This is a genomic window from Streptomyces sp. NPDC091282 (genome assembly GCF_044757385.1).
GTDB classification, from domain to species: Bacteria; Actinomycetota; Actinomycetes; order Streptomycetales; family Streptomycetaceae; genus Streptomyces; species Streptomyces gramineus.
This window is the reverse complement of the sequence record NZ_JBIVUX010000005.1, coordinates 341,850-363,184: the sequence shown is the minus strand read 5'-3', so window position 1 is coordinate 363,184 and position 21,335 is coordinate 341,850. Positions and strand designations below refer to the sequence as shown.

16 protein-coding genes and 1 tRNA gene are annotated in these 21,335 nt (G+C 70.7%); 5 read left to right on the top strand and 12 right to left on the bottom strand.

Annotated elements, in window-relative coordinates:
• Window positions 1–64: 64 nt before the first annotated feature.
• Window positions 65–193, bottom strand: coding sequence for a DLW-39 family protein (locus ACIQOE_RS25040; protein WP_003999697.1), 129 nt, complete (start codon window positions 191–193; stop codon window positions 65–67).
• Between the two features lie 362 nt (window positions 194–555).
• Between ACIQOE_RS25040 and ACIQOE_RS25035 the strand changes: the two genes are divergently transcribed.
• From ACIQOE_RS25035 to ACIQOE_RS25025, 3 genes are all read left to right on the top strand, one after another.
• The gene (locus tag ACIQOE_RS25035) at window positions 556–903 is read left to right on the top strand and encodes a DUF6344 domain-containing protein (protein WP_351316589.1); all 348 of its coding nucleotides are present in this window, start codon (window positions 556–558) and stop codon (window positions 901–903) included.
• A gap of 161 nt (window positions 904–1,064) precedes the next feature.
• On the top strand, window positions 1,065–1,853 hold the full coding sequence (locus tag ACIQOE_RS25030; RefSeq protein ID WP_365569270.1) for a GntR family transcriptional regulator: 789 nt from the start codon (window positions 1,065–1,067) through the stop codon (window positions 1,851–1,853).
• Window positions 1,850–2,647 carry a glycosyltransferase family 2 protein gene (locus ACIQOE_RS25025; RefSeq protein ID WP_401413844.1) on the top strand — a complete coding sequence of 266 codons (798 nt, stop codon included), beginning with the start codon at window positions 1,850–1,852 and terminating at the stop codon, window positions 2,645–2,647. Before ACIQOE_RS25030 ends, ACIQOE_RS25025 begins: the two co-directional genes overlap by 4 nt.
• A gap of 43 nt (window positions 2,648–2,690) precedes the next feature.
• Here the strand turns inward: ACIQOE_RS25025 and ACIQOE_RS25020 are convergent, their stop codons facing one another.
• From ACIQOE_RS25020 to ACIQOE_RS25010, 3 genes are read right to left on the bottom strand one after another with little or no spacing between them, the layout of a single operon-like run.
• Complete coding sequence (locus ACIQOE_RS25020; RefSeq protein WP_401413842.1) at window positions 2,691–3,641, bottom strand: FkbM family methyltransferase; 951 nt, start codon at window positions 3,639–3,641, stop codon at window positions 2,691–2,693.
• 3 nt (window positions 3,642–3,644) lie between these two features.
• A complete protein-coding gene (locus ACIQOE_RS25015; protein ID WP_362639936.1) occupies window positions 3,645–3,860 on the bottom strand; it encodes a ferredoxin in 216 nt (71 codons plus the stop codon).
• A gap of 39 nt (window positions 3,861–3,899) precedes the next feature.
• Entirely contained in the window at window positions 3,900–5,111 is a 1,212-nt protein-coding gene (locus ACIQOE_RS25010; RefSeq protein ID WP_351316577.1) for an amidohydrolase family protein, read from the bottom strand.
• A gap of 184 nt (window positions 5,112–5,295) precedes the next feature.
• On the opposite strand from ACIQOE_RS25010, the gene ACIQOE_RS25005 reads away from it, so the two are divergent.
• Complete coding sequence (locus tag ACIQOE_RS25005; protein WP_401413838.1) at window positions 5,296–5,748, top strand: DoxX family membrane protein; 453 nt, start codon at window positions 5,296–5,298, stop codon at window positions 5,746–5,748.
• Window positions 5,749–6,264: 516 nt separating this feature from the next.
• Window positions 6,265–10,266, top strand: coding sequence for an AAA family ATPase (locus tag ACIQOE_RS25000; RefSeq protein WP_401413836.1), 4,002 nt, complete (start codon window positions 6,265–6,267; stop codon window positions 10,264–10,266).
• Between the two features lie 255 nt (window positions 10,267–10,521).
• Here the strand turns inward: ACIQOE_RS25000 and ACIQOE_RS24995 are convergent.
• From ACIQOE_RS24995 to dnaN, 8 genes are all read right to left on the bottom strand, one after another.
• Window positions 10,522–10,598, bottom strand: a tRNA-Ile gene (locus ACIQOE_RS24995).
• A gap of 111 nt (window positions 10,599–10,709) precedes the next feature.
• Entirely contained in the window at window positions 10,710–11,453 is a 744-nt protein-coding gene (locus ACIQOE_RS24990; protein ID WP_351316568.1) for a DUF3566 domain-containing protein, read from the bottom strand.
• Window positions 11,454–11,471: 18 nt separating this feature from the next.
• Complete coding sequence (gene gyrA / locus ACIQOE_RS24985; RefSeq protein WP_351316565.1) at window positions 11,472–14,075, bottom strand: DNA gyrase subunit A; 2,604 nt, start codon at window positions 14,073–14,075, stop codon at window positions 11,472–11,474.
• A gap of 42 nt (window positions 14,076–14,117) precedes the next feature.
• Window positions 14,118–16,157: a DNA topoisomerase (ATP-hydrolyzing) subunit B gene (gene gyrB, locus ACIQOE_RS24980; protein ID WP_351316562.1), complete on the bottom strand. Its 2,040-nt coding sequence runs from the start codon at window positions 16,155–16,157 to the stop codon at window positions 14,118–14,120.
• Window positions 16,158–16,576: 419 nt separating this feature from the next.
• The gene (locus ACIQOE_RS24975) at window positions 16,577–17,104 is read right to left on the bottom strand and encodes a DciA family protein (protein ID WP_351316559.1); all 528 of its coding nucleotides are present in this window, start codon (window positions 17,102–17,104) and stop codon (window positions 16,577–16,579) included.
• Window positions 17,101–18,222: a DNA replication/repair protein RecF gene (gene recF / locus ACIQOE_RS24970; protein ID WP_365569279.1), complete on the bottom strand. Its 1,122-nt coding sequence runs from the start codon at window positions 18,220–18,222 to the stop codon at window positions 17,101–17,103. Before recF ends, ACIQOE_RS24975 begins: the two co-directional genes overlap by 4 nt.
• A 26-nt stretch (window positions 18,223–18,248) precedes the next feature.
• Window positions 18,249–19,124 (bottom strand): phosphogluconate dehydrogenase (NAD(+)-dependent, decarboxylating), encoded by an 876-nt coding sequence (gene gnd / locus ACIQOE_RS24965; RefSeq protein WP_365559059.1) that lies wholly within the window; start codon window positions 19,122–19,124, stop codon window positions 18,249–18,251.
• Window positions 19,125–19,309: 185 nt separating this feature from the next.
• On the bottom strand, window positions 19,310–20,440 hold the full coding sequence (gene dnaN, locus ACIQOE_RS24960; protein ID WP_123975717.1) for a DNA polymerase III subunit beta: 1,131 nt from the start codon (window positions 20,438–20,440) through the stop codon (window positions 19,310–19,312).
• Between the last annotated feature and the right edge of the window lie 895 nt (window positions 20,441–21,335).

The window sequence follows — 21,335 nt, the reverse complement described above, 5'->3', positions numbered from 1 at the left end:
CCGGGACAACGCAAAACCCCGACCGCGAGGCGGTCGGGGTCTCAGTGTCGTTGGTTGTCGGTACTCACGAACCCGTGGGCACGGAGTCAGTCGCCTCCGTCCACAGATCCTGCTCGGCGCGATCCGCCTGGATCTGGCGGTACACGAGGAGCCCGCCGATGGCGGCCAGTGCGACCAGGAGAAGCTTCTTCACCGCGCGACCTCGTCTCTTCCTTGACGTAGGGGACCTCTGGCGCCCGACTATACACACCGACCGATATCGATCGGTGACCTGGCATCCGGCCCCAACTCCGGCTCACCGCACGGTGTTGCGGGGGGCGTCACGCCCGGGCGGACCGTTTCGGCCGGAGGGTGATCACACCCCCACGGACGGTTACTTTGCGGCCTCTCGCCCGCTTTCGCGGGCCTTTCTTCTGATTTTTTGGACCCCTTGCGTCCGTCCGGGTGGTGTTCATCAGAACATCGCCGCGCCACAGGTCGACGTCCCCCACTTCGCGACGCACATACACATCATGAGGAAAGTACGCAAATCGCCCAACCCGAAAGTGAGGGGCCATGGCTCGGAACGCCAAGGTCATGAAGTTGTGGACCGCCTTCGTCACCGCCTTCCTCGCGCTGTGCACGGCGCTCGGACTCGTCTCCGCCACCACCGCCGCCGCGGTACCGCAGACCGAGACCCCGCGCAACAGCAACACCGGAGACGAGCACGGCCCGACCGGCCGGGTGATGATCCCGGCACAGACCCACTGGCTCTGGTCACAGGCCAGGTCCCTGCCCCCCACGATGAAGCAGCGCATCAGGGCCGAGGCCCACGGAAAAACCCCCGGCTGCCGCCAGCGGCCCCTGGACACGACGGAATCGGACAACCCCGCCGAACCCCCCGCGGCCAACCTCGACTGCTGATCCTCCCCAGACGGCTCAGACGCAACGGCGCAAGGGCGACTTGCGTACGTACCAGCGCCTACTGCGACACAGACCCGCGACCGGGATCCGGCCGCGGGTCTTCGCACGTCCGGGCCCGGCTCGACTCCTCAGCTCCTCTTCAGGAGTCGTAGGCTGAAGTGGTGCCCAAGGCGTACGAGGAGATCGCCGACGACCTGCGCCGCTCCATCAGGAGCGGCGGCCTCGCACCCGGTGCCCGCCTGCCCGCCGAGACGGAACTGGCCCGGCACTTCGGCAAGAGCGTGCCCACGGTCCGGAACGCGCTGCGGCTGCTGTGCGCGGAGGGCCTGATCGACAAGCGGCACGGCAGCGGCACCTTCGTGCGCGGGCCCCGCACCCGGATGCTCCGCGACAACACGCGCCACCAGTGGGAGAAGGACCGCGCCAGGATGCCGGAGGCCACCCGCGCGGCGACCGGCGCGACCGAACACGAGACCGGACTGGTCCTCGACGACCTGGTCTTCTTCGCCCGGTACCGCGAACTGGACGCGCCCGGCGACCTCGCCGACGCGTTCGGCGTACCGGCGGGCACGGTGCTCCTGGAACGCACCTACCGGACCCGGTGCTCGGCCGAACCCGCGCCCTTCAGCCTGGTCAGCTCCTACCTCGTCCGGGACCTGATCGCGGCGAACCCGGCGCTCCTGGACGAGACCAGGGAACCCTGGCCGGGCGGCACCCAGCATCAGCTGCGCACCGTCGGCATCGAGGTCGCCCGCGTCGAGGAACGCCTCACCGCCCGGCCGCCGACGCCCGAGGAGGCCCGGGAGCTGGACCTGCCGGCCGGCACCTCGGTGATCGTGCTGCGCAAGACGTCGTACGACATCCACGGCCGTGTCGTGGACGTCTCCGTCGTCACGCTCCCGGGCGACCGCACGGAACTGCTCTTCACCACACACCTGGAAAGGTGGTGAGCGCCGCCGTGAGCCGGTGCGTCACCGTCGTCACCGCGGTCCACGCGCCGTCGGCCCGTTTCCTGCCCGAGGCCTACGGGTCGCTGTGCGAGCAGCGGCTGCCGGACGGCTGGCGGTGGCGGTGGCTGATCCAGGAGGACGGCTACGGCGACGAGGTCCGCCCGTACGTCCCGGACGACGACCGGGTGTCGTACCGGCAGGGCCGCCCCGGCGGTCCCGGCGTGGCCCGCACGCTCGCGCTGGCCCGTGCCGAGGGACCGTACGTCAAGATCCTCGACGCCGACGACCGGCTCGTGCCGGGTGCGCTGGCGCGTGACCTGGCCGTCCTGGAGACCCACCCGGCGGTCGGCTGGGCCACCTCACGCGTCCTGGACCTGCTGCCCGACGGCTCCACGGTGACTTTCCCCGGCGACCCGGCGGACGGGCCGATCGAGCCCGGGACGGTGCTCGCCTCCTGGGCGGCGAACGACTTCCGCGCCCCGGTCCACCCGGCCGGCCTCTTCGTCCGCCGCGACCTGCTGCTCGCCCTGGGCGGCTGGATGGCGCTGCCGGCCTCCGAGGACACCGGGCTGCTGCTGGCCCTGGACGCGGTCAGCCGGGGCTGGTTCACGGCGGAGGCCGGGCTGCTGTACCGCAAGTGGCCTGGCCAGGTCACCGCCCGGCCCGCGCACACCGACCCGGCCGAACGGCAGGCCCGGATGGCGGTCGTGGCGGCCCGGGCACGGGCGCTGGCGGAGTTCGGCTGGCGCTACCCGGCCGCGCGGGACCGGGACCCGTCCGAGCAGCAGTTCTGAGCCGGACACGGCCTGGGGCTCGTCCGGCCCGGGGCGTTCCGGTCTAGGGCGTGAGCGTCGCCGCGTCGGTCCGGGAGAAGACCAGGTCGCTCTCCTCCGTCACCGGTCCCTCCCAGCGGACCGGGGCGAGCGGCCCGTCGTGCAGGATGCGCGGGTAGCTGTCGGCCGCGTAGCCGTTGGCGAGCCGGTAGACGTGGTAGCCGGCGTCGGTCATGGTGCGCAGCAGGTCCTCGGCCGAGTCGCCGAGCCGCGCCATGCGGTCGGGGGTGACCTCGACGGTGATCTCGGCGTCCGGGCGCAGTCTCTCCAGCAGCGGCGCGAGCCCGCGCACGACCGCGCCCTCGGCGCCCTCCACGTCGATCTTGACGACGCGTGCGGTCGCGATCTCCCGCGGCAGCAGCAGCTCGGGCAGCGGCACGGCCTCGATGTCGAAGCTCGACTCGGCCGGGCCGTCCCACGGGACGATGCTGTTGGCGCCCATGTTGGCGGAGCTGGCGAGCACGAAGGTCAGGGTGCGGCGTACGTCGGAGACGGCGGCGTTGACCGCCCGGATGTTCCGGCAGCCGTTGAGCGCGCGCTGCTGTTCGAGGCGGCGGTGGAAGACGGGAGAGGCCTCGACGGCCACGACCCGGCCCCGTTCCCCGACCAGCCCGGAGGCCAGGACGCTGAAGACACCGATGTTGGCGCCCACGTCCACGAAGCAGTCCCCCGGCGCCAGCCTGCCGCGCAGCCAGTGGGTCATGTGCGGTTCCCACACCCCGAAGAGGTAGAGGTAGCGCTGGATGAGGTCCTGTGTGTCGACGGCGAACCGGGCGCCGGAGCGCGTCTCGACGACCCGCCGGCGCGGATGGTCGCGCAGGTAGGCGTTGAGCGCGCGGACGGCGCGGGGCTTTCCCCAGGGGAGCGGGGAGTCCCGGACCCAGCCGCGGCCGAGGGTGGCCAGGAGGTCGGCAAGCCCGCCGGGTCCGGTGCGTTGCGTGCCGGTGGTGCTCATCCGCTAGCCGGTGACCCTCGTGCCGTTGATCCGGATCGCCTGGGACGGGCAGCGTTCGGCGATGTCCCGGAGCAGGTCGTCGTCCTCGGACTCCTCGCGTCCGGGCAGGACGAAACCGTACCCGTCCTCGAAGCCGAACACCGCGGGTGCCCGGAAGGCGCATTCGCCCGACCCGTAACAGACGTCGGCGTCGACGGAGACCGACACGGAGACCTTCATGGGTGGTCCCCTGCCCATCCGGCGGCCCGTCGAACCGGGTTACGTGAAAGGCAGCTCCAGCATCCGGATCGCGTTGCCGCGCAGCAGCTTGTAGGCCACCTCCGGTGCCAGCCCGCCGACGTGCTCCTGGGCGACCCGCTTGGTCTCCGGCCAGGTCGAGTCGACGTGCGGGTAGTCCGTCTCGAAGGTCGCGTTGTCCACGCCGACGGTCTCGATCGCCTCGATGCCGTGCCGGTCGCGGAAGAAGCAGCAGAAGATCTGCCGGTAGTAGTACGTCGACGGGGGCTCCGGGATCAGGTCCTTGACCCCGCCCCAGGCGCGGTGCTCCTCCCAGACGTCGTCGGCGCGCTCCAGGGCGTACGGGATCCAGCCCATCTGGCCCTCGCTGTAGGCCAGCTTGAGGCGCGGGAAGCGCACCAGGACCCCGGAGAAGAGGAAGTCCATCATCGAGGCCATGGCGTTGTTGAAGCTCAGCGAGGCCTGCACGGCGGGCGGGGCGTCGGGCGAGGCCGCGGGCATCTGCGAGCTGCTGCCGATGTGCATGTTGACGACCGTCCCGGTCTCCTCGCAGACCGCGAAGAACGGGTCCCAGTAGCCGGAGTGGATGGACGGCAGGCCCAGGTAGGTGGGGATTTCGCTGAAGGTGACCGCCCGGACGCCCCGCGCGGCGTTGCGCCGGATCTCGGCGACGGCGAGGTCGATGTCCCACAGCGGGATCAGGCACAGCGGGATCAGCCGGCCGCCGCTGTCGCCGCACCACTCCTCGACCATCCAGTCGTTGTAGGCGCGGACGCAGGCCAGCGCGACCTCCTTGTCCTCGGCCTCGGCGAAGGTCTGCCCGCAGAACCGGGGGAAGGTCGGGAAGCAGAGGGAGGCCTCCACGTGGTTCATGTCCATGTCGTCGAGGCGGGCCTTGGGGTCCCAGCAGCCGCGCCGCATCTGCTCCCGGGTGATGCCGTCGAGCGTCATCTCGTCCCGGGAGAAGCCGACGGCCGCGATGATGCGCTTGTAGGGGAAGAGCAGCCCCTCGTACTCCCACCAGTCGGTGATCTGGCCCTCGGGGTCGGTGGTGAAGCGGTACTTTCCGCCGACGTAGGCGAGTTCGCCGATGCCCGCGGTGAAGGGCTTGGGGCCCTTGTCCCGGTACTTGCCCGGCAGCCACCTCTCGAAGAGGTGCGCGGGCTCGATCACGTGGTCGTCCACGCTGACGACCCTGGGCAGTTCCTGGGTGCCGGTCGCGTTCTCTGCCATGCCTACCCCCTGCTGCCTGCTTGGATGCCCGCTTAACTGACGGTCCATCAGATTTTGCTGTGGCCCTCAGGCTAGGCCCGCGAGCCCGCGCCAGCAAGAGCCGCCGGACCCCTTGCGGGTCACGCCGGCTTCCGCTGAACTGACGGATCGTCAGATGATGGGACGGATCCGGGGAGGGTGCGGGATGCGATCTGCCTTGCTGAGCGGTGCCGAGTGGGTCGCGGTGCTCCGCATCGGGCTCGGTCTGTGGTGGCTGGAGAGCTGGCGGCACAAGGACAAGAAGCAGTGGTTCGGCGGCGGGGGCATCCAGTGGGCGGCCGGTGTCGCGGAGAAACACCGCTGGCCGGTGGTCCGGTGGGGCTTCGACACGGTCGTCGCGCCGCGGCCCCGGCTGATGGCCTACGTGGTGGCGTACGCGGAGCTGGCCCTCGGCCTCGGCCTGGTCTTCGGCTTCCTCACACCGGTCGCCCTGGTGGCCGGGTTCCTGCTCAACATGGTCTATCTGACGCTCATGATCCACGACTGGGCGGAACAGGGCCAGAACCTGATGATGGCCCTGATCTCCGCGGTCGGCCTGTTCGCCCTGTGCTGGCAGACCTGGTCCCTGGACTCGGCTCTGGGCCTGTTCGCCTCGTAGAGAGCTGCACTCCGCGCGTGCCGGCCGTGCGTACGCGCGCACCGGCCCGGTCGGCCGGGCCGACACGCTCCGGCTGCCGGCCGGCCCCCTCGCGGCCCTGAGCGCCGCTCCCGGCGCGTCCCGCGCCGAGGCTCTTCGTGCACGGTGACCCGTGCCGTTCGGCTCCGGTCCCTCCCCACGTGGGGACCGGCGCCGAACGGCGCGGGTGATCTCGGGCCCCGTGGGGTCCGCTCGGTCGCAGAGAGCAGCTGCCGTCGTCGCGCCACACCGGCGGGGAATCGCCGGTGGAACCTGACCGAGAACATGCGGTGCCGTGCGCCGGCTTCGCGGACGCTGAGCTGGTCGGCCCGCCGGGCGAGGCCCGGCCACCGCCTTGCTGGAGCGAAATCCTGCCAGTCGAGGTGCACATCTGAGGAGGTCCGGACGTCCGGTCCACGGCTTCGCCGCAGGTCAGCCGTATAAAGTGAGTTTTCCGGTCCGGATGACCAGCAGCCCGGGAGTAAGGGGTGGAGCGCCTTGGGGCCCGACGCAGGGGCACGCACAGCCTTCGCGGAACGTCTCGCGCTGCTGTACAAGGAGGCCGGTAATCCTCCGCTCAAACGCGTCGCCGAGGCGGTCGACCGGCTGCATCGTATCGATGAGCGGGGCCGTCCCGTACGGGTCTCCGCCCAGCGGATCAGCGACTGGCGACGGGCGAAGAACGTGCCCGCGCAGTTCGCCGCGCTCGCCGCCGTGCTCCAGGTCCTCATCCCCCAGGCCCGGCGCTCCCAGCCGGCCCCCGTCTCCTCCGGGCTGTACGACCTGACCCAGTGGCAGAAGCTGTGGGAGCGGGCCGTGGCCGACCCGGCCGGCGAACTGTCCGCGCCGGAGGCGGCCGAGGATCAGGGCGCCCTGGTACCGGCCGACGGCGTCTGCCCGTACCGGGGCCTGGCCTCCTACCGCCGTGAGGACGCGCGCTGGTTCTTCGGCCGCGAGCGCAGCACCGAGGCCCTGATCAACCAGCTCCGCTCGGCGAAGGCGACCGGCGGTCTGGTGATGCTGGTCGGAGCCTCGGGGGCGGGAAAGTCCTCGCTGCTGAACGCCGGCGTGGTCACCGCGCTGCAGAACGGCGCCCTGGCCGAGGAGGCGGAGCGCCCGCACGAGGTGGTGCAGCTCGTCCCCGGGGCCGAACCCGTCAGGGAACTGACCCGGCGCATACCCGAGCTGGCCGGTCTGAAGGACCTGGACGATCCGGAGGCCGTGCGAAAGGCGGTCAGGTCCTGGGCCGGGCGCGAGGGCGAGGATGTTTCACGTGAAACATGGCCCTCGGGATCCGATACGGCCCGGCCGGTCCTGATCGTCGACCAGTTCGAGGAGACCTTCACCCTCTGCGCGGACGAGGCGGACCGGCACGCCTTCGTCCAGCTCCTGCACGCGGCCAGCACCTCCGCCGGTCCCGGCGAACCCGCTCCCGCGCTGGTCGTCCTCGGCATCCGCGCCGACTTCTACGAGCAGTGCCTGGGCTATCCCGAGCTGGCCGACGCGCTCCAGCACCGTCACATGGTGCTCGGCCCGCTGACGACGGCCGAGCTGCGCGAGGCGGTGACCGCCCCCGCCAAGGCGGTCGGCCTGGAACTGGAGCCCGGTCTCGCCGAGTTGATCGTCCGCGAGGTGAGCGACGACGGTCCGCGGGGCGCCCACGACGCAGGCGCCCTCCCGCTGCTCTCCCACGCCCTGCTGGCGACCTGGCAGCGCCGCAAGGCAGGCCGCCTGACACTGGCCGGCTACCGGGCCGCCGGCGGCATCCAGGGCGCTGTCGCCGCGACCGCCGAGCGGGCCTGGACGAGCCTGGACCCGGCGGCCCGGACCGCCGCCCGGCTGCTGCTGCTCCGCCTGGTCCGCCTCGGCGAGGACACCCAGGCGACCCGCCGGCGGGGCACCCGGCGCCAGCTGGCCGCGGAGTCCACCGACCCGAACAAGACGGAGGAGTCCCTCGAAGCGCTCGTGCGGGCCCGCCTCGTGACGCTGGACGCCGAGACCGTGGAGATCACCCACGAGGCGCTGCTGCACGCCTGGCCCCGGCTGCGCGACTGGCTGGACGAGGACCGCAACGGCAATCTGCTGCGCCAGCGTCTGGAGGAGGACGGCCGCTCCTGGGACGAGTCCGGGAACGATCCCGCCCTGCTGTACCGGGGTTCACGGCTGGAGCAGGCCCACACCTGGGCGAGGTCGGCCGACGACACCCTGCTGACCCGCAGCGCGGTGCGGTTCCTGGCGGCCTCGGTCCGGCTGCGCCGGCGCACCGTGTGGCTCGGCAGGGCCGCCGTGTCGGCGCTGGTCGTGCTGGCGCTGCTGGCCGGAGGCGCCGCCGTGGTCGCCCGGCAGCAGCGGGACGACGCCGTCTTCGAGCAGGTGGTCGCGGAGGCCGACCGGTTCCAGTACTCGGACCCGGCGCTCTCCGCCCAACTGGACCTGGTCGCACACGATCTGCGTCCGGGCGACGAGGGCGCCGACAACCGCCTCGTGTCGATCGTCAACGCCCCGCTGGCGACACCGCTGCTCGGCCACACCGGAGCCGTCTACCTCACCACCTTCAGCCCGGACGGCAGGACGCTCGCCACCGCCGCCTACGACCGCACGGTCCGCCTCTGGGACGTCAGCGACCCGACCCGGCCCCGAGCACTGGGCGCGCCGCTGTCCGGCCACACCAGCTGGGTCTCCAGCGCGGTCTTCAGCCCCGACGGCAGGACCCTGGCCAGCGCCGGCGACGACGGCACCGTACGGCTGTGGAACGTCTCCGACCCGCGGCACCCGGCGCCCCTGGGCACCCCGCTGGACGGTCACGACGGCACGATCTACCTGGTGGCCTTCAGCCCCGACGGCAGGACGCTGGCCACCGCCGACGAGGACCACACCGTCCGTCTGTGGGACGTGCGCGACCCGCGCCGCCCCCGCCCGATCACCACCCTGACCGGCCACTCCGAGGCCGTACGCTCGCTCGCGTTCAGCCCCGACGGCCGCACGCTCGCGACCGGCGGCGACGACAACACGATCCTGCTCTACGACGTGTCCGACCCCCGGCGTGCCGAACGGGTCGGGGCGCCTCTGACAGGGCACACCGGCACCGTGCACTCCGTGGCCTTCAGCCCCGACGGCCACACGCTGGCCAGCGGCAGCACGGACGACACCGTACGGCTGTGGGACGTCACCGACCGGGAGCACGCCAAGGCCCTCGGCGCCCCGCTCACCGGCCACACCGGGCCCGTCTGGTCGGTGGCCTTCAGTCCCGACGGCTCGATGCTCGCCGCGGGCAGCGCGGACTCCACGGCCAGCGTGTGGAACGTCGGCAACCCGGCCTTCCCGTCGCAGGTGGGCGAGCCGCTCGCGGGCAGCAGCGGGGAGATGTACGCCGTCGGCTGGAGCCCCGACGGGCACACCCTGGCGACCGGCAGCGGAGACGGCAAGGTACGGCTGTGGTCGATACCCGGGGCGGACATGATCGGTGCGTCGGGGGCGTTCAGCCCGGACGGCCGGGTCCTGGCCACCGGCGGCGGCGACAGCCGGATGCGGCTGTGGGACATCGCGGACCCGGCCCGGCCCAGGGCGCTCGGCGAGCCGTTCAGAACCGGGTGGCGGGACCTGCGCTCGATGGTGTTCACCCGCGACGGCCGCACCCTGGTCGTCCTGACCGGCGAGAACAGCGTCAGCCGGGTGCAGCTGTGGAACGTCTCCGACCCGGCCCGTCCGCACCGCTACGGTCCGCCGGTCCGGCTGGAGACCCGGTACGCGGGCGCCGAGGCGCTGGCGCTGAGCCCGGACGGCAGGACCGTGGCCGCCGACTACGACGACCGCACGGTCCAGCTCCTGGACATCACGGACCCGGCCCGTCCGAAGCGGCTCGGTGAGCCCCTCAGGGGCCACACCGGCTACGTCAACGCGCTGGTCTTCAGCCCGGACGGCAGGACGCTGGCGAGCGGCAGCGCGGACGGCACCGTCCGGCTGTGGGACGTCTCCGACCGCACCCGCCCCAAGGCCCTCGGCGGGCCCCTCAGGGGCCATCTGGGCCCCGTGAACACCCTCGCCTACAGTCCCGACGGGGCGACGCTGGCGAGCGGCAGCGACGACGACACGGTCCGCCTCTGGAACGTCGCCGACCCGGCCCGTGCGACCCGCCTGGGTGCGGCCCTCACCGGTCACACCGAGGCGGTGGTGTCCCTGACCTTCAGCCGCGACGGCAGGACCCTGGCCAGCGGCGGCAACGACAACACGGTCCGCCTCTGGAACGTCTCGGCCCCGTCCGCCGCCCACCCCATCGGCCAGTCCATGAGTCCCAACGCCAAGACGGGCAACTTCCTCTCGTTCAGCCCGAGGAGCAACATGCTCGGCGTCTCCAGCGGCGCCGGCACGGTCCGGCTGTGGAGTCTGGACGTCGACCGGGCCGTCGGCCGCATCTGCTCGGCCACCCGCAACGTCCTGACCGAGGCGAAGTGGCGGGAGTACCTCCCCCGGCTCGCCTACGACCCGCCGTGCGACACCTGAACCGGCCCGCCGCCCGACCGCCTTTGAGTGATCCCGATCACAACTGCGCACGACGGCTGAGAAGTTGACTCCCGCCGCACAGGCCGCCTTGTTAGGCTGGCCGCAACCCGGTCGCTGGTGCATCCCCCGTCGCCAGCGACCGGGCTTTCGCATTCCCGGGCGCCGGCCCGCGGAGCCCCGCCCGCACCACCACCGGCTCCGCCCGCCGACAAACGCCGAAGGCCCCCGATCCGTCCGGACCGGGGGCCTTCGTACTGGTGGGGCTAACAGGATTTGAACCTGTGGCCTCATCCTTATCAGGGATGCGCTCTAACCAACTGAGCTATAGCCCCGCCGCGCTCTGCGGTGTGTGTCCCGCGCGCTGACTCCTGAAGATTAGCGCACGACCGGGGCAGTCCCAAAATCGGTTGTCGGCGGACCGACGGCAGAGGTTTGGACGCCGGTTACTCGTCCTCGGCCAAGGTCAGCTCGATGCCGCCGACGAAGCCCGCGGAGAGGTTGTAGATGAACGCGCCGAGGGTCGCCAGCGCCGTCGCGAGGACGACGTCGATGAGCGCGATGATCGCCGTGAACATCAGGACGTGCGGGAGGGACAGGAACGACTGGAGGTCGAAGCCGTTCGACTCGTTCGAGCCGGTCGCCTCCGAGATCGTGCCGCCGACCGTCGAGAACACGCCCATCGCGTCCAGGACCATCCACAGCACCGCCGCCGCCACGATCGAGCAGATGCCGAGCGCGATGGAGAGCAGGAAGCTGACCTTCATCACCGACCACGGGTCGGCCTTGGCGACCCGCAGGCGGGCCTTGCGGGTGCGCGGGGCGGTGCGGGTCCCGGCGCCCGTGCGCGGCCGCCGTACCGCCCCTGCGGGCGCCTGCGCGGCGGCCTGGGCCGCCGGGTAGGCCTGCGGCGGGTGGTAGGGGCCCGCGGACTGCTCCTGGCGCCGCTCCCCGGGGAGCGGGGAGGGGTTCGGCTGCTGGCCGCCCCGGGTGTCGGTCACGGTTCCCCCCTGGGTTCCCTTCGCGTCCGCCGGGGACGCCTTGACCGCCTTCAGCTGGGTGGTGTGCGTGTCCATCGGCTGCGCACCGCCCTCGGTGGGCCCGCCGGACGCGGCGGAGCCACGGCCGCCGCCGTCCGCGTCCGTACCCGTGGAGGTACCGGCCGATCCGGCGCCCGTGGCTCCGCTCACGATGACTCTCTCCTCGTGCTACTCGGCCGAGGGCGCCTCACCCTCGTCCGTACCGCTGGTCTCGACACCTTCGACGGTCTCGACGGCCTCGTCCACGACGTCCTCGCCGTCGACTTCCTCCGCCTCGCTGCCGGCCTCGGCGTTCCGTGCGATGCCGACCACGGCATCGCGCTTGCCCAGGTTGATCAGTTGGACGCCCATGGTGTCACGGCCCGTCTCCCTGACCCCGCTGACTCGCGTACGAATCACACCGCCGGACAGGGTGATGGCGAGGATCTCGTCGTTCTCCTCGACGATCAGCGCGCCGACGAGCGAACCGCGGTCCTCCACGATCTTGGCGGCCTTGATGCCGAGGCCGCCACGGCCCTGGACGCGGTACTCGTCGACACGGGTCCGCTTCGCGTACCCCCCGTCGGTGGCAGTGAACACGAACGTACCGGGTCGAACAACATTCATCGACAGAAGTTCATCGCTCTCGCGGAAACTCATGCCCTTGACACCCGAGGTGGCACGGCCCATGGGCCGCAGGGTGTCGTCGGAGGCGGTGAACCTGATCGACTGAGCCTTCTTGCTGATCAGAAGCAGATCGTCGTCCGCCGAGACCAGTTCGGCTCCGATCAGTTCGTCGTCGGAACCGTCCTCGCTCTCACGCAGGTTGATCGCGATGACACCGCCGGAGCGGGGCGAATCGTAATCCTTCAGAGGCGTCTTCTTGACCAGACCGGCCTTGGTGGCGAGCACCAGGTAGGGCGCCGCGTCGTAGTCGCGGATGGCGAGGATCTCGGCGATCGCCTCGTCCGGCTGGAAGGCCAGCAGGTTCGCCACGTGCTGACCGCGCGCGTCCCGGCCGGCGTCCGGCAGCTCGTACGCCTTGGCCCGGTAGACCCGGCCCTTGTTGGTGAAGAACAGCAGCCAGTGGTGGGTGGTGGAGACGAAGAAGTGGTCGACGATGTCGTCCTCCTTCAGCTTCGTCCCGCGCACGCCCTTGCCGCCGCGCTTCTGCGCCCGGTAGTCGACGGTCTTGGTCCGCTTGACGTACCCGCCGCGCGAGACCGTGACGACGATGTCCTCCTCGGCGATCAGGTCCTCGATGGACATGTCACCGTCGTAGGGCACCAGCATGGTCTTGCGGTCGTCGCCGAACTTGTCCACGATCGCCGCCAGCTCGGTGCTGACGATCGCCCGCTGCCGCTCCGGCGAGGCCAGGATCGCGTTGTACTCGGTGATCTTCGCCTGGAGCTCGTCGTGCTCCTGGATGATCTTCTGGCGCTCCAGGGCGGCCAGCCGGCGCAGCTGCATCTCCAGGATGGCGTTGGCCTGGATCTCGTCGATCTCCAGGAGCCCCATCAGGCCCGTGCGCGCGATCTCGACCGTCTCGCTGGCCCGGATCAGCGCGATGACCTCGTCGATCGCGTCCAGCGCCTTCAGCAGGCCGCGCAGGATGTGCGCCCGCTCCTCGGCCTTGCGCAGGCGGAAGCGCGTACGGCGGACGATGACCTCGATCTGGTGCGTCACCCAGTGCCGGATGAAGGCGTCCAGGGAGAGCGTGCGCGGCACGCCGTCGACCAGCGCCAGCATGTTGGCGCCGAAGTTGGTCTGCAGGTCGGTGTGCTTGTAGAGGTTGTTCAGCACGACCTTGGCGACCGCGTCCCGCTTCAGCACGATGACCAGGCGCTGGCCGGTGCGCGAGGAGGTCTCGTCGCGGACGTCCGCGATGCCGCCGACCTTGCCGTCCTTCACCAGGTCGGCGATCTTCTGCGCCAGGTTGTCGGGGTTCACCTGGTACGGCAGCTCGGTGACCACCAGACACTGGCGGTTCTGGATCTCCTCGACCTCGACGACCGCGCGCATGGTGATCGAGCCGCGGCCCGTGCGGTAGGCCTCCTCGATGCCCTTGCGGCCCACGACCAGCGCGCCGGTCGGGAAGTCGGGGCCCTTGATCCGCTCGATCAGCGCGTCCAGGAGCTCCTCGTGCGAGGCCTCCGGGTTCTCCAGGTACCACTGGGCGCCGGCCGCGACCTCGCGCAGGTTGTGCGGCGGGATGTTGGTGGCCATGCCGACCGCGATACCGGCGGAGCCGTTGATCAGCAGGTTCGGGAAACGGGCGGGCAGGACGGTCGGCTCCTGGGAGCGGCCGTCGTAGTTGTCCGTGAAGTCGACGGTCTCCTCGTCGATGTCGCGGACCATCTCCATCGACAGCGGCGCGAGCTTGCACTCGGTGTACCGCATGGCGGCCGCCGGGTCGTTGCCGGGCGAGCCGAAGTTGCCGTTGGAGTCGACGAGCGGCATGCGCATCGACCACGGCTGGGCGAGGCGGACCAGCGCGTCGTAGATGGAGCTGTCGCCGTGCGGGTGGTAGTTGCCCATGACGTCGCCGACCACGCGCGCGCACTTGTAGAAGCCGCGCTCGGGGCGGTAGCCGCCGTCGTACATCGCGTACAGCACCCGGCGGTGGACGGGCTTGAGTCCGTCCCGCACGTCCGGCAGCGCCCGGGAGACGATGACGGACATCGCGTAGTCGAGGTACGAACGCTGCATCTCCGTCTCGAGCCCGACGGGCTCGACACGCATCGCCAGTTCGCCGCCCTCTTCAGGGGTGACGGGAGTGTTCTCGTCGGTCATTGCTGGTGAAGATCCTTCCCTGTGCGGTCAGCTGAGACCGACTCAGATGTCGAGGAAGCGGACGTCCTTGGCGTTGCGCTGGATGAACGCGCGGCGGGCCTCGACGTCCTCGCCCATCAGGACCGAGAACAGGTCGTCGGCCTGGGCGGCGTCGTCCAGGGTGACCTGGCCGAGGACCCGGTGCTCCTGGTCCATGGTGGTCACGCGCAGCTCCTCGGCGTTCATCTCGCCGAGACCCTTGAAGCGCTGGATCGAGTCCTCGCGGACCCGCTTGCCGCGCTGCCGGCCCATCTCGATGAGCGCGTCGCGCTCGCGGTCCGAGTACGCGTACTCGACGTCGTCCCGGCCCCACTTGATCTTGTAGAGCGGCGGGCGGGAGAGGTACACGTGCCCGGCCTCGACCAGCGGCCGCATGAAGCGGAACAGGAAGGTCAGCAGCAGGGTGGAGATGTGCTGGCCGTCGACGTCGGCGTCCGCCATCAGGATGATCTTGTGATAGCGGAGCTTCTCGATGTCGAAGTCCTCGTGCACGCCGGTGCCGAAGGCGGAGATCAGCGCCTGGATCTCCTGGTTCTGCAGGATCTTGTCGATCCGCGCCTTCTCGACGTTGAGGATCTTGCCGCGGATCGGGAGGATCGCCTGGTACTGCGGGTTGCGGCCGGACTTGGCCGAGCCGCCGGCGGAGTCACCCTCGACGATGAAGATCTCGCACTTGGTGGGGTCGTTCGACTGGCAGTCGGAGAGCTTGCCCGGCAGGGACGCCGATTCGAGCAGGCCCTTGCGGCGGGTGAGGTCACGGGCCTTGCGGGCCGCCACGCGCGCGGTGGCCGCCTGGATGCCCTTGCGGATGATGTCCGCCGCCTCGACCGGGTTGCGGTCCAGCCAGTCGTTCAGGTGCTCGTAGACCGCCTTCTGCACGAAGGTCTTGGCCTCCGTGTTGCCCAGCTTGGTCTTCGTCTGGCCCTCGAACTGCGGCTCGCTCAGCTTGACCGAGATGATCGCGGTCAGACCCTCGCGGATGTCGTCGCCGGTGAGGTTGTCGTCCTTCTCGCGGAGCAGCTTCTTGTCGCGCGCGTACTTGTTGATCAGCGAGGTCAGCGCCGCGCGGAAGCCCTCCTCGTGGGTGCCGCCCTCATGCGTGTGGATGATGTTGGCGAACGAGTACACACCCTCGCTGTAGCCGCTGTTCCACTGCATGGCGACCTCGAGGGACAGGCTCTTGTCCTTGTCCTCGGCCTCCAGGTCGATCACCGTCGGGTGCACCACGTCGCCCTTGCGGGAGTTGAGGTACTTCACGAAGTCGACGATGCCGCCCTCGTAGTGGTACGTGACGGTCTTGACCTCGGCCTTCTCGTCCGCGCCCGCCTCGTCGGCGCCGGCGACGGCCTTCGCCGACTCGCGCTCGTCGGTGAGCCGGATGGTGAGGCCTTTGTTGAGGAAGGCCATCTCCTGGAAGCGCCGCGACAGCGTCTCGAAGGAGTACTCGGTGGTCTCGAAGATGTCCGGGTCCGCCCAGAACGTGACCGAGGTGCCGGTCTCGGCCGTCTCCTCGTGCTGCACCAGCGGAGCGGTCGGGACGCCCAGCTTGTAGTCCTGCGTCCAGCGGTGGCCGTCGGTCTTGATCTCGACGGACACCTTCGACGACAGGGCGTTCACGACGGAGACACCCACACCGTGCAGACCGCCGGAGACGGCGTAGCCGCCGCCGCCGAACTTGCCGCCCGCGTGCAGCACGGTCAGCACGACCTCGACGGCCGGCTTGCCCTCGGACGCCACGATGCCCACGGGGATGCCACGGCCGTTGTCGACGACGCGCACGCCGCCGTCGGCCAGGATCGTCACGTCGATGGTGTCCGCGTGACCCGCCAGAGCCTCGTCGACGGAGTTGTCCACCACCTCGTACACCAGGTGGTGCAGACCGCGCTCGCCGGTGGAGCCGATGTACATGCCGGGCCGCTTGCGGACCGCGTCCAGCCCTTCGAGCACGGTGATGGCGCTGGCGTCGTAGGAGGCGGTGACCTCACTGCTCGCGCCGGCGTCGGTGGACGGGATGTTCTCGTTGGGGTTGCCGGAATCGGCCACGAAGCGCCCTTTCTGGCACTGGCACAGCACGAGCCGGACTCCTGAGGGTCCCCCTCGAGAGAGGGCTGCCGGAGCGGCTGCGGCATGTTGCGTTGGTAAGCCTTGATCAGCGTTGCTCAGCTTTTCCCGGGCGGTCCCCACGGGCGGGGCGGGATTGTCTTCCAGTCTACCGGTAGCGCCGACAGTGATGGGGGTTTGCCGGTACCTGAGTCCGCATGTGCCGCCCTGAACCGGTCGCCGCCGACTCCCGATATACGGATGGGGGCTCCAAGAGGCTCACAGCGGCACTCAGCGCTTCGGGCCGTCAACCCTTGGCTACTCCGGGGTCAGGTCGAGGTACGCACCCGCGCGGGGTGGTACGCCAAGGGGCCGAGGGGGCCGTACGACGGCTCCGCACTCGGCTCATCGCGTGACGTAAGTCACCCGTAGGTGTCGCCGGGACCGGTGCTTCCGGGGGCGCGCAGCGGGCCGTAGCGCCGGGCCGGACCGCCGGGATTCAGGACCTTGATCATCCGCACCGAACCGTGCCCGAGGTCCTCGTTCAGGCGGGCGACCAGCGCCGGCGCGAGGTGGCGCAGCTGGGTCGCCCAGGCCGTGGAGTCGCACTGCACGACCAGCACCCGCTCGTCCTCGTCGTATCGCTCGGGCACGCAGTGCTTGGCGAGGTCCTCGCCGACGATCTCCGGCCAGCGGCCCATCACCCCGCCGACCGCGGCCGGCGTCTCCCAGCCGCGCTCGGTGATCAGCCGGTTGATCGCCGGGCCCAGCGGCATGGGGTCGCGGCCGTCGGCGCGCGCGCCGGAGCGCAGGCCCCCGCGCCGCGCCTGCTTGCGCTGCTGTGCCGCGTCGCCCCGCGCGCGTGCCGCCTCCTTCGCGGCCCTGAGCGCCACCCGCGCCAGGTCCACGCCGGAGGGCTCCTTCCGGGGACCGGGATCGTCGGTGCTCATACGCGCTCCACCGTCCCGTCCGCCACCGCGTACCGCGCGCCGGCGAGCAGATGCGGCACGTCGTCGTCGACGGCGGCGGTGACCAACACCTGCTCGCCGGGCGCGACCAGTTCCGCCAGCCGCTCCCGGCGCCGCGCGTCCAGCTCGGCGAACACGTCGTCCAGGACCAGGACCGGCTCGTTGCCCTCCGCGCGCAGCAGGTCGTACGAGGCCAGGCGCAGCGCCAGCGCGTACGACCAGGACTCGCCGTGCGAGGCGTACCCCTTGGCGGGCAGCTGCCCCAGCTTGAGGACCAGGTCGTCGCGGTGCGGGCCGATCAGCGTGACGCCCCGCTCGATCTCCTGCTTGCGGGCCTCGGCGAGGGCCGCCATCAGCTGGGTGTACAGGTCCTCGCGGGTGTGGGCCTCGCCGGGCGCCGACGGCTTGTACTCCAGCGCGACCGGGCCGCCCCCGGGCGCCAGCTGCTCGTACGCCTTGTCGGCCAGCGGCTGGATCGCGGCGACCAGGTCGAGCCGCTGGGCGAGCAGCTCGGCGCCCGCGCGCGCAAGGTGCTGGTCCCACACGTCGAGGGTGGACAGGTCCATGGAGCGGCCGCCGTGCCGCCGGGCGAGGGCCGCGGACTTCAGCAGGGTGTTCCGCTGCTTGAGAACCCGCTCGTAGTCCGACCGCACACCGGCCATCCGGGGCGAGCGCGCGGTGATCAGCTCGTCCAGGAAGCGCCGCCGCTCGCCGGGATCGCCCTTCACCAGCGCGAGGTCCTCCGGAGCGAACAGCACCGTGCGTACGATCCCCAGCACGTCCCGCGGCCTGACCTGCGAGGACCTGTTGATGCGGGCGCGGTTGGACTTGCCGGGGTTGAGTTCGAGTTCGATCAGCTGCTGCCGGTCGCCCTGCCGCACCTGCGCCCGGACGACCGCCCGTTCGGCGCCCATCCGGATCAGCGGAGCGTCGGTGGCGACCCGGTGGCTGCCGAGGGTGGCCAGATAGCCGACGGCCTCGACCAGGTTGGTCTTGCCCTGGCCGTTCGGTCCGACGAAGGCGGTGACGCCCGGGTCGAGCGGGACCTCGACCCGGGCGTAGGAGCGGAAGTCGGCCAGCGACAGATGCGTGACGTGCATGAGTGTTTCGCCGACCTCCCGACCCGCTACTTCGTCTCTACGGCGTGGCCGCCGAACTGGTTGCGCAGCGCGGCGATCATCTTCATCTGCGGCGAGTCCTCCTGACGGGAGGCGAACCGCGCGAACAGCGAGGCGGTGATCGCGGGCAGCGGCACCGCGTTGTCTATCGCGGCCTCCACGGTCCACCGGCCCTCGCCGGAGTCCTGTGCAAAACCCTTCAGCTGGTCCAGGTGCTCGTCCCCGTCGAGGGCGTTCACCGCGAGGTCGAGCAGCCAGGAACGGATGACCGTGCCCTCCTGCCAGGAGCGGAAGACCTCACGGACGTCCGTGACGGAGTCGACCTTCTCCAGCAGCTCCCAGCCTTCAGCGTAGGCCTGCATCATCGCGTACTCGATGCCGTTGTGGACCATCTTCGCGAAGTGGCCCGCGCCGACCCGGCCGGCGTGCACCGCGCCGAAGTCGCCCTCGGGCTTGAGCGCGTCGAAGACCGGCCGCACCGTCTCGACGTGTTCGGCGTCGCCGCCGTACATCAGCGCGTAGCCGTTCTCCAGGCCCCAGACGCCGCCGGAGACACCGCAGTCGACGAAGCCGATGCCCTGGGCCGCCAGCTCCTCGGCGTGCCGCTCGTCGTCCGTCCAGCGGGAGTTGCCGCCGTCGACGACCACGTCACCGGGCTCCAGCAGCCCGGCCAGCTCGTCGATCGTGGACTGGGTCGGGGCGCCGGCCGGGACCATCACCCACACCACGCGCGGAGCGCTGAGCTTGCCCACAAGCTCTTCCAGGCTGTGGACGTCGGCGAGGTCCGGGTTGCGGTCGTATCCGACGACGGTGTGGCCCGCGCGGCGGATCCGCTCGCGCATGTTGCCGCCCATCTTGCCGAGGCCGACGAGACCGAGCTCCATCAGTTGGTTCCTTAGGTTGCGGTGAGGCAGGAGTGGCACGTGCGTGCCGCGCCCGAGCCTAATCGCGACCCTTTGCGCACAGTTGTGGGCATAGCCGCTCACCTGGGGAAACCCACCTGTGCACAGCGCCGGTCACCCACAGGGATCCCACGGCGCCGTGCACAGCTGTGGACAACTCCGGGCGCTCAGCCGCTGAGGCGCACCGGCATGATCAGGTACTTGTACGCCTCGTCCGCCTCCGCGTCGAGCGCGGGCTTCCCGCTCAGCAGCGCCGGCTTCGTGGACGTCGTGAACGACAGCTGGGCCACCGGCGAGTCGATCGCGCTCAGGCCGTCGAGCAGGAAGGTCGGGTTGAAGGCGATCGAGATGTCGTCGCCCTCCAGCTGCGCGTCGACCCTCTCCACAGCCTGTGCGTCGTCGCTGGAGCCCGCCTCCAGGATCAGCACGCCCTGCTCGAAGCTGAGCCGCACCGGGGTGTTCCGCTCGGCGACCAGGGCGACGCGCTTGACGGCCTCCACGAACGGGGCGGTCTCGATCACGGCGACGGAGTTGAACTCGGTCGGGAACAGCGTGCGGTACTTGGGCAGGTCGCCTTCGAGCAGCCGCGTGGTCGTACGCCGGCCCGCGCCCTCGAAGCCGATGAGGCCCTCGCCCGCGCCCGAGCCGGACAGCGCCAGGATCACGCTGTCGCCGCTCGTGAGGGCCTTGGCGGTGTCCAGGAGCGTCTTGGCGGGCACCAGGGCCACCGCGGACGCCTCGGGGTTCTCCGGCTTCCACAGGAACTCACGGACCGCGAATCGGTAGCGGTCGGTGGAGGCCAGGGTGACGGTGTCGCCCTCGATCTCGATGCGCACACCGGTCAGCACCGGCAGGGTGTCGTCACGCCCGGCGGCGATGGCCACCTGGGAGACGGCGGAGGCGAAGACCTCACCGGGGACGGTGCCCGTCGCGTTCGGCATCTGCGGCAGGGAGGGGTACTCCTCCACCGGCAGGGTGTGCAGCGTGAAGCGGGACGATCCACAGACCACCGTGGCCCGTACACCGTCTGTGGAGATCTCCACCGGCCGGTTGGGCAGGGCGCGGCAGATGTCGGCGAGCAGCCGGCCGGAGACGAGGACCGTGCCCTCCTCCTCGACCTCGGTCTCGACGCTGACCCGCGCGGAGACCTCGTAGTCGAAGCTGGACAGGCTCAGCTGGCCGTCCTCCGCCTTCAGCAGCAGGCCGGCGAGGACCGGCGCCGGCGGACGGGCCGGGAGGCTGCGTGCCGCCCAGGCCACTGCCTCCGCGAGTACGTCGCGTTCCACCCGGATCTTCACCGTAAGCCCGCCTCCTGCTGTTGCCGGGGCTTCTCGCCCTGCTGCGTCTTCGTCGTCTGACTCGGTGTCGTCGGTCCCCGGGAGGGGAAGAACACCGGGGACCAGTCTGACGCACCGCACTGACAGCTGGTGCCCCTCGGGGTCAAGTCGTGACGAGGCGCGGTCAGAGGCCGAAGAGCGAGTTGTGCACAGGGCCCTCTTCGAAACGGATTCCCAGCTCTCTCTAGTTGGCAGTAGTAGTAGGGGCTGTGGATACCGTGGATAACCCTGTTTTCGCAGCTCAGGGGCCAGATTTTGTCCACCGCCCCTGTGGGTTCAGCCGGTGGACAACCGGGTGTCTCTGTGGAGAACAGAAAGTTCTGCACATCCCGTGCACAGCCCGAGGGGAGTTCTCCCCAACGCCGTCCCCAGCTTTACCCACCTTTCCCACAGGCCAACCTGGCAGCTTCGTGTGACGCCTTTCACTCGACACGGTGAGCGGGCGCGTCACGTTGCCGAACAGTGGACAGCGGTGTGGAGAAGCTGGGGATCGCTGGGGACAACTGCCCCTCGGCCTGTGGGGTAGCGGTGGACAACTTCGTGCACAGCCTGTGGATCATTTCTTCGTCCACAGGCTGTGGAGATCCGTCGTCCACGAATCCACACCCACCTGAGCTGGTCTGATGCCGTTTCACCGGTCGGCCTGTGGACGGCGTTCGGGACAACTTCGCAGTCCCCAGGGTGTGGACGCAAGAAAGTCGGCAAATCTGTGGAGGACGCCCGTAACCCGGCTGGTAATCGAACAGCGGACCCGGCCGACGGGCCTTCGCGAGGACGGCGCGACCGCGCGACCGGCCTCCGCCGACCGGCTCCGGACCCCTCCGAACCGCTCCCAGGACGCGAACCGGGCCCCTCG

Excerpts from the sequence above, each read along its gene's own strand:
- ACIQOE_RS25020 (WP_401413842.1), bottom strand. The coding sequence starts at position 3,641 with ATGAGCACCACCGGCACGCAACGCACCGGACCCGGCGGGCTTGCCGAC.
- gyrA (WP_351316565.1), bottom strand. The coding sequence starts at position 14,075 with ATGACCGACGAGAACACTCCCGTCACCCCTGAAGAGGGCGGCGAACTG.
- ACIQOE_RS24975 (WP_351316559.1), bottom strand. The coding sequence starts at position 17,104 with ATGAGCACCGACGATCCCGGTCCCCGGAAGGAGCCCTCCGGCGTGGAC.
- gnd (WP_365559059.1), bottom strand. The coding sequence starts at position 19,124 with ATGGAGCTCGGTCTCGTCGGCCTCGGCAAGATGGGCGGCAACATGCGC.
- ACIQOE_RS25005 (WP_401413838.1), top strand. The coding sequence starts at position 5,296 with ATGCGATCTGCCTTGCTGAGCGGTGCCGAGTGGGTCGCGGTGCTCCGC.
- recF (WP_365569279.1), bottom strand. The coding sequence starts at position 18,222 with ATGCACGTCACGCATCTGTCGCTGGCCGACTTCCGCTCCTACGCCCGG.
- ACIQOE_RS25035 (WP_351316589.1), top strand. The coding sequence starts at position 556 with ATGGCTCGGAACGCCAAGGTCATGAAGTTGTGGACCGCCTTCGTCACC.
- ACIQOE_RS25015 (WP_362639936.1), bottom strand. The coding sequence starts at position 3,860 with ATGAAGGTCTCCGTGTCGGTCTCCGTCGACGCCGACGTCTGTTACGGG.
- ACIQOE_RS25010 (WP_351316577.1), bottom strand. The coding sequence starts at position 5,111 with ATGGCAGAGAACGCGACCGGCACCCAGGAACTGCCCAGGGTCGTCAGC.